The sequence below is a fragment of the Arthrobacter sp. 2MCAF14 genome (genome assembly GCF_052115645.1).
Taxonomy (GTDB): Bacteria; Actinomycetota; Actinomycetes; order Actinomycetales; family Micrococcaceae; genus Arthrobacter.
This window is the reverse complement of the sequence record NZ_JBFRHB010000012.1, coordinates 89,483-101,765: the sequence shown is the minus strand read 5'-3', so window position 1 is coordinate 101,765 and position 12,283 is coordinate 89,483. Positions and strand designations below refer to the sequence as shown.

Here is a 12,283-nt window from a genome sequence, read left to right as displayed (position 1 = left end):
GCGCCTAGCCGTCCACGTCGTGCAGGTGATGGACGACGTCGTGAAGGAAGTACTGGGCAAACGTCAGCACGGTGAACGTGGAGCCGTTGCTGCGGACGCCCGTGCGGGGCCACTCATCTTCGTGGACAGCAGCGAAAGAGTTGGCAATTTGAGTGCCCTCGGCGGCTAGCTGCGCAGCCACTCCCGCCGGATCCGCATTCGCGTAGTCGCCGTCGATTGCGGCCTTGTCCTGGTCCCAGTTGGCGAAGTGGGCGTCATCCTCCCGAAGCATCAGGTTTAGGCGCTGGTCGAAAAGGCTGAAGACATCCCGCACGTGGCAGGCATACTCCAGGGGCGACCACGTGTGTTCGTCCGGACGGGTGGACGCGTCTTCCCGGCGCAGCACGGCCCGCCAACGCGGCAGCATGTTCAGGACTGTCCCCGGGACGGTAGACGGGGTCACAGTAGCGGCGTCGAAGCCGCATTCGGGACAGGGCGTGGACAAGACCCAGGTCCAGTCCTTGTCATCGGGAATGATCGGCATGGCAGTAGTCTAGAGCCCCGGATTCCTGATCCGGTCACCCTGCCCGGCGGGAGGCCGATCCCAGGTCTGATCAACCCCATCAGGAGTAAAGTTAGGTGCTGGGGAAGCCTGGAAAGTGAAATTGCCATGCTAAAGGATCTAAACGTCGCCGGCGTGCTCCCTGCCAGCGATATCGCCCGCGCCCGTGACTTCTACCGTGACAAGCTCGGTCTCGAACCGGATAACCCGGAGGCCACAGACAACCTGACGTACAAGTGCGCCAACGGCACGGCCTTCCTGCTCTACGAGACGCCCAACGCCGGGACCGCCAAGAACACCCAGTTGGGGTTCCAGAGCACGGACCTGGACCAGGACATGGCCGACCTCAGGGCCCGCGGAGTCGTTTTCGAAGACTACGACTTCCCGGGACTGAAAACCGAAAACGGCGTAGCCACCTTGCCGGACGGCGAAAGGGGAGCCTGGTTCCTCGACTCGGAAGGAAACATCCTCAGTATCGCCACGATGTAGCCCAGGGCCTTCGGGGTTTAGGCCTCAACAGCGGTTTCCGGCCCGTTTCCTTCTTCCCACGCCATGCTCGCACCGATCGCATCCACGGGCTGGGAGAGGGGAACACCGGAGCCGTCGCGGCGGCCGTGCTCCTGTGGGAGGGCCCGGGCAACGCCGGCGCTGGATGACGCCTTCGCCGGACCGTGACCCGCCCATCCGAGCAGCAGCGTGTCTTCACCCTTGAGGAAACGGTGAGCCCGTACGCCTCCCGTTGCCCGGCCCTTGGCCGGATACTCCTCGAACGGGGTGATCTTCGCAGTGCCTGGAGCAGTCCCCGGAAGGGCGCCGTTGCTGCCCGCGATCGTCACGACGACGGCGGCAGGGTCGTTGGCGCGCACCGTGCCGAAGTGGATGACGTCGTCGCCGTCCCCAAGCTTGATTCCCGCCATGCCACCCGCGGTTCGGCCCTGCGGCCGAACGGCAGAGGCGCTGAAACGCAGAAGCTGCGCAAGCCGGGTGACGAAGACAAGGTCGACCTCGTCATCAGGGGCGGGTTCCACGCCCACCACGGTGTCCTTGTCCTTGAGGGCAATGATTTCCCAGTCTTCCCGGTTCAGCGGGTAGTCCGGCTGGACGCGCTTGACGACGCCCTGGACCGTTCCGATGGCCAACACGGCATCCAGCGGAACGAACGCCACGAGCGTTTCGCCCTTGAGCAGGGTGATGAAGTCCTTTGCCGCGACGCCCCCGGCAAGATTCGGCAGGCCGGACATGGGCGGAAGCGCCGGCATGTCCATGACCTGTACCCGGAGCATGCGGCCCTGCGACGTGACCGCGCCGATTTCGCCGCGTGCGGTTGTCTTGACCACGGAGCGGTAGACATCATGCTTGCTCCGCGGGCCTGATTCGGCCAGCGGCTCCTGGTTGGAGGTCCGTGCGATCTGGCCCGAGGCGCTGAGGAGTGCCCAGCAAGGGTCGTCGGGGATCTCAAGCGGTAGAGCTGCGGCCTTGCCCTTGCCTGCCGGGACGGCTGCTGCGAGCGCCGCGGCGACGGTGGGCGATACAGCCTCGGACTCGAGGAGAACCGTGCGTCGCGGGGTGCCGTACTTCTCGGCCACTTCGGCCAATTCTCCGGACACCAGCCCGCGCAGGAGCACATCGGACGCCAGGATCGCTTCGAGTTCGGCAATCTCGCGGCGCAGTTCTTCCTGCTCTTTCTCGAGTTCGATGCGCGAGTACTTGGTCAGCTGGCGCAGGCGGAGTTCCAGGATGTAGTTGGCCTGGATCTCGGACAGGTCGTAGATGGACATCAACCGTTCGCGGGCCGCCGATGCCTCGTCCGAGGAGCGGATGATCTGGATGACCTCGTCGATATCGACGATCGCGATCAACAGGCCCTCCACCAGGTGGAGGCGGTCCTTCTTCTTTCCCAGGCGGAAGGCCGTGCGACGGCGTACGACGGACAGGCGGTGTCCGACGTAGACCTGCAGGAGCTGGAGCAAGCCCAAGGTCTGAGGCTGCCCATCTACCAGGGTCACGTTGTTGATGCCGAAGGAATCTTCCATCGGGGTGAACCGGTAGAGCTGCTGCAGCACGGCGTTGGGGTTGAAGCCGTTCTTGATCTCGATCACGAGCCGTAGTCCGTGCTTGCGGTCAGTGAGGTCCATGACATCGCTGATGCCTGTCAGCTTTTTGGCGTTGACGGCATCCTTGATCTTCTCGATGACCTTCTCCGGACCCACCATGTAGGGGAGTTCGGTCACCACCAGGCCGGTGCGGCGCGCGGTCAGCTGCTCGATCTCCACCTTGGCGCGGGTCTTGAACGAACCGCGTCCCGTGGCATAGGCATCACGGATGCCGTCCAGACCAACGATCCTGCCGCCTGTGGGCAAGTCAGGGCCGGGCACGAAGCGCATGACGTCTTCCAGCGTGGCGTCCGGATTGGCGATGAGGTGCCGGGCGGCCGCGATGACTTCCACGAGGTTGTGGGGAGCCATGTTGGTGGCCATGCCGACTGCAATGCCCGTGGTGCCGTTGACGAGCAAATTAGGGAAGGCCGAGGGCAGGACGTCCGGCTGGGTCAGCTGGTTGTCGTAGTTGGGGACGAAGTCCACCACGTCTTCGTCGAGGTTCTCGGTCATCGTCATCGCAGCCGCGGCGAGCCGGGCTTCAGTGTAACGCGGTGCTGCCGGGCCGTCGTCGAGCGAACCGAAGTTGCCGTGCCCGTCAATCAGGGGCAAGCGCAGCGAGAAGTCCTGTGCCATGCGCACCATGGCGTCATAGATGGCGGTATCACCGTGAGGGTGCAGCTTTCCCATGACTTCGCCCACCACGCGGGCGCTCTTCACATGCCCGCGGTCCGGGCGCAGGCCCATGTCGCTCATCATGTACAGGATGCGTCGCTGGACGGGTTTGAGGCCGTCGCGCGCATCGGGGAGAGCGCGGGAATAGATCACCGAATACGCGTACTCCAGGAAGGAGCCTTCCATCTCGGAAGTGACGTCGATATCAATGATGTTCTCGGTGAAGTCCCCGTCGACGGCGGCCGAGGCCGCGTTTGCGCGGGAGGGACTTTGGCTGCGTGCCATGGAGTCGGTGGATCCTTAAACGTGTACTGCGGAAGACTTAGCTAGGCTAAGCCTATGGTGGATCAGCCCGGCGCCGGCGTATATCCGGAATATTGGGAGGCCGATGTCGTGCTTCGCGACGGCGGAACAGCCCACTTGAGACCTATTTCACCCGGGGATGCGGACGCCCTACAGGCTTTCCACGCCGCGCAGTCCGAGACTTCCATTTACATGCGGTTCTTCTCGTTCAAGCCGAGACTCTCCAGCAAGGAACTGCACCGCTTCACCGAAGTGGACCACAAGGACCGGGTGGCGTTCGTCATCACCATCGGCGGAGAGATCGTGGGCGTCGGCCGCTACGACCGGCTAGAGGACCCCACGGAGGCCGAAGTGGCCTTCAACATTTCCGATGCCCAGCAGGGCCGGGGGATCGGTTCCATCCTGCTCGAACACTTGGCCGCGGCTGCCCGGGAGAACGGCATCCGCCGCTTCACGGCCGAGGTCCTGCCGGAGAACCGCAAAATGCTCCGGGTCTTCGCAGATGCCGGCTACGAGCTCGCGCGCAAATTCGACGACGGCGTCGTCAGCGTTGAATTCAACATCGACCCCACCGAAAAGTCCCTGGCCGTCATGGAATCGCGGGAACACCGCGCGGAGGCCCGCAGCGTACGGGACTTGCTGGCGCCGTCGTCGATCGCGGTGGTGGGCGCCAGCCGCCGGTGGGGGACCGTAGGGCACCAGTTTCTTGAGCACATCCTGGACGGTGGCTTCACCGGCGCGGTCTATGCGGTCAACCCCGAGGCATTCGAGGTGGCCGGCATGAAGTCCTTCGCCCGGATCGCCGACATCCCCGGGCCGGCGCAGCTCGCCATCATGGCGGTTCCCTACGAGGAAGTGCCGAAAGTCGTGGATGAGTGCGGGGCGGCCGGTGTCAAAGGCCTGGTGGTCGCCACAGCCGGCTACGCGGACGACGGCGAGCGGGGGCTGCGGAGGCAGCGCGAGCTGGTGCGCCAGGCCAGGTCCTATGGGATGCGCGTGATAGGCCCCGAGTCGTTGGGGATCGTGAACACGAACCCGGAGGTTTCGCTCAACGCGTCGATGGCCCCGAGCCTTCCGCGACGCGGGGGATTGGGGCTGTTTTCGCAGTCCGCGGCCATCGGGGTGTCCGTCTACGCTGCGGCGAGCCGCAGGGGCCTGGGCCTTTCCTCGTTCCTGTCCGCCGGCAACCGCGCCGATATCTCCGGAAACGACGTCATGCAGTTCTGGGAGGACGATCCCGATACCGTCGCCGTCGGGCTCTACCTGGAGTCGATCGGCAATCCCCGCAAGTTCTCCCGACTCGCCCGCCGCTTGTCGCGCAGCAAACCGGTCATCGTTGCCAAATCGGATGTCACCGGGCTGCGCCTTCCGCCGGGGCATGTCGTCAGGACCACGCTGGCCCCTGTGGCGGCCCTGGACGCGATGATGCGCCAAGCCGGCGTCATCGCTGTCGAAACCATCGAACAGCTCATGGATGTGGCGCAAATCGTTTCCAGCCAGCCCTTGCCCAAGGGCCCGGCGCTCGCCGTCTACAGCAATTCCGCGGCCTTCGGGAAGGTCGTGGCGGACAACGCGGCGCCCCAGGGACTCGTCGTCGACAGGATCGTCACCGACGTGGACCTTGACGCGGGGATGTCCGCATCGCGGGAAGGGCTGCGGCGCAGCCTCCGGAAGAACCTCGCCGACGATTCCGTGCATGCGGTGGTGGCGGCCATGGTGCCGTCCCGCAGCCTCACGATGGAAGCGATCGCAGGAGTGCTCGCCGAATGCGCGGCAGAGGCCGGCAAGCCCGTCGTGGCTGCTTTCACCGGGATCCTCGACACTTCCGTGCAGCTGGATGGATTGCTCGCCCCAAAAGGGGAGTCCAGTGAGTCCGGACCGTCCCTTCCTTGCTACTCCAGCGCGGGCAGCGCGGTGGCGGCCTTGGCGGCAGTGGTCCGTTACGCGAAGTGGCTGGACCGGGACCAAGGCATGTTCACAGAGCCTCCTGGTTGCGACCGCGAGGGCACCCGCGAACACATCGAGCGGCTCCTGTCTTCCGTCCCGGGGGAGCAATTGGTACGGCTCGACGACGGCGAAGCGGCCGCGCTGCTGTCCCGCTACGGCATCCCGGTTGTGCCCTCAGCTGTGTTCGAGAGCGACGACGAAGCGGTAGCCGCTGCCGAAAGGCTCGGCTGGCCGGTGGTGCTCAAGACCACGGATCCCGCCCTCCGGCACCGCCTGGACCTGGGCGGCGTGCGGCTGGACATCGAGGATCCGGACTCGCTGCGGCGCAACATCGCGCAGATGCGTCGCGCCCTCGAACCCTACGGTTCAGCTGCGATAGAGCTGCAGGCCATGGTTTCCGTGGGGCAGGCCTGCACGTTCCGGGCCATCGAGGATCCGCTCCTGGGGCCCGTGGTCTCTTTCGGTTTGGCGGGAGACGCCGTGAACCTCCTGGACGATTGGGCGCACCGCGTGCCTCCCTTGTCCTCCACCGATCTCCACGACTTCATCAGGGCGCCCCGGGCTTCCCTGAAACTGTTTGGCTACCAAGGGCTGCCTGCGGTGGACGTGGCGGCCCTCGAAGACCTGGGCGCACGGCTGGTCCGACTCAAGGACGAACACCCAGGGATTGCCCTGGTGGAGTTCAATCCCGTCCTGGCCGGGACCCGGGGCGTCAAAATCCTTGCCGCCGAGGTCTGGATTGGCAATGCCGCACAGCGTACGGACAGTGCCCGCCGTGCGATGCTCGGCTGAGCTGGCAGTTGACCGTCGGAGGGCCGGACGGTTATGAAGTCCCCAGCCGATCTGTGAAAATGGGGGAATGAGCTCGAAGTCCCCGACGCCTCCGTCCGGTCCGGCTACCACCGGGCACCATGCAGCACACAACCACAGCTCGCAGGGGCAGAGCCTGGACCAGGCACTTCAACGGGCAGGTTTCTATCCTGTCCTTGTCGCCGATGTTGTGGCCGACGCCTTGGACGGGCGCGACTGCCTTGCGCACCTGGTGCATTTGGAAACGCATTTCGACCGTGCCGAGGTCCGGCGGCACATCACGGTCCTGGTCCTCACCGAGGACATGCTGGTGATCACCCACGTCGACGACCAGCAGCTTGACGAAGCCGGCGAGCAGATCGTCGCCCAGATTTCCACCGAGTCCGTGCCCGTGGCACAAATCCGCTCGGTGGTCCTGAGCTACATGTATGCGCAGCCGCAGAACTACACTCCAAGCGACCCCGTCAGGGAGCTGACCCTGTCCATTGCCTGGTCAGGAGGCCAGCGCCTGGATGTGGGACCCGCCAGCTGCGGCGATCCCCAGTGCGAAGCCGACCATGGTTACACGGGCACCATCTCGCAGGAGGACATCGTGCTGCGGATCAGCTCCGAGGCCGACGGACCCAGGGCTGTCCAGGACGCGAAGGTCTTCGCCCGCGCGTTGCGGGCTGTGAACACAGGCGCTCCCGGGCCCTCGGTCCACCCCGGTACCATCTCCGCTCCGCGACTGCGCTCGGGCGTCTTCGGCAACAGGCTGAGCCGCGGGCACCAGCGCTGATGGCGACGTCGGAACCCGTCGCCCAGGAAACCGTCCGCGTTTCCAGCGCCGTCCCTGAGCTTCCCGGCGCGCCGCTGTATGGCAGCAAGTCGATCGCCGAGGTCTTCACCAGCGCCGCGGCGAGCATGGGCCTGCCCGGCTTCGAAAATAAACTGCACTTGCCGTCAACGCAACGCGTGTGCGTTGTCCTCGCTGATGGCCTGGGGCGCAATCTCCTGAAGCAGAAGGCCGCCCACACTCCGTTTCTGAGGTCAATTGCGAACTCGGGACAGGGGGCCGTCCCGGTGTGGCTTGATTCGGCTTTTCCTTCCACCACGGCATCGTCCTTGGCCAGCCTTGGAACCGGCCGCACGCCCGGTGAACACGGCATGGTGGGCTATGACGTCCTGGATCCTGACCAGGACAAGGTAGTCAACCTGCTCGGCAATTGGGACGCTGGAGTCGATCCCCTGCGCTGGCAGCCGTTCCCGACAATTTTCGAACGCGTGGCTGCTGACGCCGACGTCGTCACAGTGAGCCTGCCCCAGTTCGGCGCGTCGCCGATGACCCGTGCGGCGCTCCGGGGAAGCCGGTTCGTGGGCGGCACCTCCCTCCACGCCCGGACAACAGCGGCGGGGGAGGAAATGGCCGCTGGAACCGCCTCGCTCATGTACTTCTACGTCAACGAGCTGGACAAAGCCGGGCACCGTTACGGCTGCGAGTCCGATCGCTGGGAGCACCAGCTCGAAGAAATCGATTCAACGGTCAAAAGGCTCTCTGCCTCACTGCCCGCGGGGACAACCATCCTGCTCACCGGCGACCATGGAATGCTCGACGTTCCCGAGTCGCAGCGCATCGACTACTCCGCCGATCCTGCCCTTATCGCCGGGGTCCGGCACACGGCAGGGGAGCCGCGCATGGTCCACCTGTACCTGGAGCCCGACGCCGGAGAGGGTCACCGGAAAGCCCTGTTGGATGCCTGGCGCGCCCGCTTCGGCGAGCGGATCTGGGCCTTCACCCGCGAGCAGGCTCTTGACGCCGGACTCTTCGGTGTTTTTCGACCGGAGGTTTCCCCCCGGATCGGGGACGTCATGATCGCAGCCCGGGACACTTTGGCGCTCTATGACGTCCGCCGCGTCCGTCCGACTGCCTTGGAGGTGGTGGGGCAGCATGGTTCGCTGACCAAGGCGGAGCGCGAAGTTCCGCTCCTTTGCTTCCAAGCCGGAGGTCCCAAGGGCCGCCGTGGCTGAGCTTATTTTCTTCTCTGGAACCATGGACTGCGGCAAGTCCACCCTTGCTTTGCAGATGGACTACAACCACCGTGCGCGTGGCCGGGGTGGGGTCCGCTTCAGTTGCAACGACCGCGCCGGCGGTTCCGTCATTTCAAGCCGGCTCGGGCTCCAGACGGATGCGGTGGAGGTCATTGACACTACCGATTTCTGGGACGAGGTCGTCCGACGCCGGACGACGGGCCTCAAAGTGGACTACCTGATCTGTGATGAAGCCCAGTTCTACTCACCTGAGCAAGTGGAACAGCTGGCACGCGTGGTTGATGAGATGGGCGTCGACGTGTTCGCTTTCGGAATCACGTCCGACTTCCGCACCCGGCTGTTCCCCGGATCCCAGCGTTTCGTAGAGCTCGCGGACAGGGTCCAGGTCCTGCAGGTCGAAGCGCTCTGTTGGTGCGGACGCCGGGCAACACACAATGCGCGGACTGTGGACGGCATCATGGTGGTCGAAGGGGAGCAGGTCGTAGTGGGAGACGTTGCCAGGGAGGCCGGCCAGGCGGAGGCCATCCCGGAGCAAGTCGACGTGTCGCACCCGGCTGTCGGATACGAAACCCTATGCCGCAGGCACTACATGCGCAGGGTCACGGCCCACGGAGCCAACCTGATGGCGAGCCGGGATCAGTTGCTGCCGTTCGACGTCGACGCTTGCCTATGGCACGGCGTCAGCTGAAGCCGCAACGAACTAAAAGCCGCCTAGTCTCCGCGCGTCCCGAAGACGATTTCATCCCAGCTGGGAATACTGGAGCGCTTGGGCCGTGACGGCTGGCGTTCGGCCGCCCCCGCGTCTGAAGATTCCTCATCCTTCTGGCCGGAAGGGGTGGGTTTCGGCTCTTCGCGTTCCCGCCGGGGAGCTCCGCCGAGCAGTTCGTCCAGGCCCGCTCGCGGTGCTGCTGCTCCCGGGGTTCGTCCCTCGTCCTGCCCGGTCTGCCCGTCGTTGTCGTTCCTGCCGCGCAACATGGTCACGGGGCGCAGGGCACCGGGGATCACCGTGATTTCACGGGTATCCGTGCTGACACCGTCGTGAAGATGGAGGGAGTCGTCTTCCTTGTCCTCATGCTTCGGGGCGAGGCTCAGCCGCGACAGCATGGATGCACGCGCGTCACGGCGGCTGGGGGCGGGTTCGGCTTCAAGCTGCTCGTCCGTGTCCGGGTCGGCCGGCTCGGTGTCAGCTGTTTCGCTGTCCGCAAGTCCGTCTTCAACATCGCCCGGCCGCGGATGCGCAGCCGGGACGCCGCTGCTTAGAAGCAGCGCCAAAGCGTCGTCGCTGTCTTCGTCAAGTCCCAGCCTCTGTCCGCGACGTGAGCGCAGCATGTCAAGGAGCCCATCGGCTTCCTTGGTAGCGGCGGCTGCGGCCGCACGGGCGGCGGTCCCGGCGTCGGCCTCAAAGTCAAAGGGCCGGTCGGAGACGGCCGCGAGTCGCCGGGCCGGTACAGGCCCATCGAGGGGTTCCAGTTCGCTGAGCTGCTGGGCCCAGCGGTTGGCATTCTGGATGGATTTGCGGGCGGGATGGAAGGTCCACATGGCAGGTGGCTCTTCGCCGATGCTTTCCAGGCTGGCTGGCTTGGTTTCGAAGCGCGCGACGACGGTCCACGTGCCATCGATCCGGCGCCACGAATCCCATTCCACCGTAGCGGAATCGATCCCATGGGCCCTGAGCCGGTGTGCAACCATTTCGCCCAGGCTTGCGGGTTCGTCGCCGAACGCCGCGCGGTAGGTGTCCTGGCCGGGGGCCGGGGCAGCGACTTCGACTTTGCGGGCTTGCTGGGCGATGTACTCGCGCTCGGCAAGTACCGGACCCTCATAGCGTTGCACGTTGGCGAGCGGCAGCCCTGACAGCTCCGCCACCTCAGCGGCCGTAGCGCCGCTGCGGATGCGCGACTGAATGTCGCGCGGGGACATGGCGACGGGCGTGATGGAAGCACGTGCGGCCACCTGGGCAGGTGTCCGGCTCGCTGCAACCCGCAACGCCTCATCAATCGGAAGCTGGAACATCTCGCCGCCGGTACCGCTCAACAGGAGATGTCCGCCGTCGTCGTGGACGCCAACCAGCCGTAGATCCCGCATAAAATCCTCCACCATGGCCTATCTGACATTCGAAACTCTGCCACCCGGTACGGCCTTTTCCTACTAGGACAAAGGGCGCGCCGCGATATTCCGCGATTTCCGGCATTCCCTGCGACGGCGATCGGAACCGGGGTATGGACATTCGAGTCGTCCGGGAGGACAATCTGCCCGGTATCGGGCACAAAAATGTGACCCGCTGCGTTACATCCTTAGACCGGAGCAGGTTCCGGTCGACCGGACCGCAAGCCCTGCGTGACGTACAAGGGAGAACGAAGAAGGGACCATGGCAACGGACTACGATGCCCCTCGGAAGACCGAAGAAGACACCGAGGACTCGATCGAGGAACTCAAGTCGCATCGCACCGAGAAACAGTCATCATCGGCTGTTGACATCGATGAGACTGACCTCGCGGACGCCTACGAGCTCCCCGGGGCGGACTTGTCTGGCGAAGAGCTGCTGGTCCGCGTCCTGCCTCCGCAGGCGGACGAATTTACTTGCTTCAATTGCTTCCTCGTCAAACACCGGTCCCAGATTGCGCGGGAGAAGGACGGGCACCTTTACTGCAAGGAATGCGAAAGCTAGCCTCGGGAGGCCTGCTTGGACAGCGCTGCCAGGAGTTCTTCGGGGCGGCGCGTGGACGTGAGCCAGTACGGGGTGCGGTCCGCCGGGTCGGTGATTTCAATGCGCACCACCGGATCTATCCAGCCGCGGAGGCAAAGGAACGCGAGTCCGTGGAGGCGGGTTCCGCGCTCCGCGGTGGCCTCGTCCTTGCGGTAAGCAGTGACGGCGCCGACAAACTCGCGCTGGATGCTGGCGCGGCCGACTTGGACGGTGTCCCGGTCCACCACGATCGCGGGAGTGGACAACACCAGCATGGTGGTCATGATCGCGAAGAGGACCAGCGCGGCGATAATCCCCGCGGTGATGCTGATCGGGGCGAACATCAGGATGCCCGCGGCGGACAAGCCGACCACCACAATCCAGATCCAGGGTGAAGGCCAGAGCTTTTCCGTAAACAGGACGCCCGTTCCACTCGAGGAATGGTGCGGCACGGGTACGGAAGCAGTCGATTCAGGCATGCCACCAGCTTATCGGGACTCTGACCCCGGGAATTAACGCTCCCTGGCCCTGTGACTGCCCTGCGACCGACGTGCGGCCGCAACCGGGGAAGCACTCCGCGGGCGATAGAATATGTGACTGTGAGCCACGAGACAGCAGTAGCCAACCCAGCAGACACCTCCGCCGAATACGGTGCGCCGACCCTTCAGGTCCAACTGAAAATGCTCGACGCCGGTTTGGAAGCACCGTCATACGCCCACCCTGGTGACGCCGGCGCTGACTTGCGGGCCCGTGCGGACGTATCGCTCGCTCCGGGAGAGCGGAAGCTTGTTCCCACGGGCGTCTCGATCGCGCTGCCGAACGGCTTTGTCGCACTTATCCACCCCCGATCAGGGCTGGCAACCAAGCATGGACTCACTGTGGTCAACGCTCCCGGGACGGTTGATGCCGGCTACCGAGGTGAAATTTCCGTGACGCTTTTGAATACCGACCAAAACCACGCAATCGAACTCAAGCGCGGCGATAGAATTGCTCAAATGGTGATCCAGCGCGTCGAGTATGCGCAGTTCGTTTCCGTGGAAGAGTTGTCCGACACCTCGCGCGGCGCCGGCGGCTTTGGATCCACCGGAGGCTTCGCGCCGGCCGTGAGCTAGCAACAACCCTCGACAGTCGGCGCTGCATGGAGCTGATTGCCATGCTGCCCGCGAGTTGACGGGCAGTCTGCGGTTTACTGGGGGATAG

The 12,283-nt window shown here is 64.9% G+C and carries 11 protein-coding genes; 7 read left to right on the top strand and 4 right to left on the bottom strand.

The window, feature by feature from the left end; all coding sequences use genetic code 11:
* Positions 1–4: 4 nt before the first annotated feature.
* On the bottom strand, positions 5–523 hold the full coding sequence (locus AB4074_RS10685; protein WP_441413356.1) for a DinB family protein: 519 nt from the start codon (positions 521–523) through the stop codon (positions 5–7).
* A 126-nt stretch (positions 524–649) separates the two neighbouring features.
* On the opposite strand from AB4074_RS10685, the gene AB4074_RS10680 reads away from it, so the two are divergent.
* Positions 650–1,030 carry a VOC family protein gene (locus tag AB4074_RS10680; RefSeq protein WP_441413355.1) on the top strand — a complete coding sequence of 127 codons (381 nt, stop codon included), beginning with the start codon at positions 650–652 and terminating at the stop codon, positions 1,028–1,030.
* 17 nt (positions 1,031–1,047) lie between these two features.
* Here the strand turns inward: AB4074_RS10680 and AB4074_RS10675 are convergent, their stop codons facing one another.
* Positions 1,048–3,597 (bottom strand): DNA gyrase/topoisomerase IV subunit A, encoded by a 2,550-nt coding sequence (locus tag AB4074_RS10675; protein WP_441413354.1) that lies wholly within the window; start codon positions 3,595–3,597, stop codon positions 1,048–1,050.
* Between the two features lie 54 nt (positions 3,598–3,651).
* On the opposite strand from AB4074_RS10675, the gene AB4074_RS10670 reads away from it, so the two are divergent.
* The 4 genes from AB4074_RS10670 (at position 3,652) to AB4074_RS10655 (ending at position 9,088) form a co-directional block, all read left to right on the top strand.
* A complete protein-coding gene (locus AB4074_RS10670; protein ID WP_441413353.1) occupies positions 3,652–6,354 on the top strand; it encodes a bifunctional acetate--CoA ligase family protein/GNAT family N-acetyltransferase in 2,703 nt (900 codons plus the stop codon).
* Between the two features lie 67 nt (positions 6,355–6,421).
* Positions 6,422–7,150 (top strand): DUF5998 family protein, encoded by a 729-nt coding sequence (locus AB4074_RS10665; protein WP_236817024.1) that lies wholly within the window; start codon positions 6,422–6,424, stop codon positions 7,148–7,150.
* Entirely contained in the window at positions 7,150–8,379 is a 1,230-nt protein-coding gene (locus AB4074_RS10660) for an alkaline phosphatase family protein (protein WP_441413352.1), read from the top strand. The genes AB4074_RS10665 and AB4074_RS10660 overlap by 1 nt, the downstream gene beginning before the upstream one ends.
* Positions 8,372–9,088 carry a thymidine kinase gene (locus AB4074_RS10655; protein ID WP_441413351.1) on the top strand — a complete coding sequence of 239 codons (717 nt, stop codon included), beginning with the start codon at positions 8,372–8,374 and terminating at the stop codon, positions 9,086–9,088. Before AB4074_RS10660 ends, AB4074_RS10655 begins: the two co-directional genes overlap by 8 nt.
* 23 nt (positions 9,089–9,111) lie before the next feature.
* Here the strand turns inward: AB4074_RS10655 and sepH are convergent, their stop codons facing one another.
* Positions 9,112–10,482, bottom strand: a complete 1,371-nt coding sequence (gene sepH, locus AB4074_RS10650; protein ID WP_441413350.1) for a septation protein SepH — start codon at positions 10,480–10,482, stop codon at positions 9,112–9,114.
* Between the two features lie 283 nt (positions 10,483–10,765).
* Here sepH and AB4074_RS10645 point away from each other — a divergent pair, with 283 nt between their 5' ends.
* Entirely contained in the window at positions 10,766–11,065 is a 300-nt protein-coding gene (locus AB4074_RS10645) for a DUF4193 domain-containing protein (RefSeq protein WP_078105507.1), read from the top strand.
* Here the strand turns inward: AB4074_RS10645 and AB4074_RS10640 are convergent.
* On the bottom strand, positions 11,062–11,562 hold the full coding sequence (locus tag AB4074_RS10640) for a DUF3093 domain-containing protein (RefSeq protein ID WP_441413349.1): 501 nt from the start codon (positions 11,560–11,562) through the stop codon (positions 11,062–11,064). The genes AB4074_RS10645 and AB4074_RS10640 overlap by 4 nt on opposite strands.
* A 120-nt stretch (positions 11,563–11,682) precedes the next feature.
* Between AB4074_RS10640 and dut the strand changes: the two genes are divergently transcribed.
* A complete protein-coding gene (dut, locus tag AB4074_RS10635; RefSeq protein WP_345446722.1) occupies positions 11,683–12,195 on the top strand; it encodes a dUTP diphosphatase in 513 nt (170 codons plus the stop codon).
* Positions 12,196–12,283: the final 88 nt, after the last annotated feature.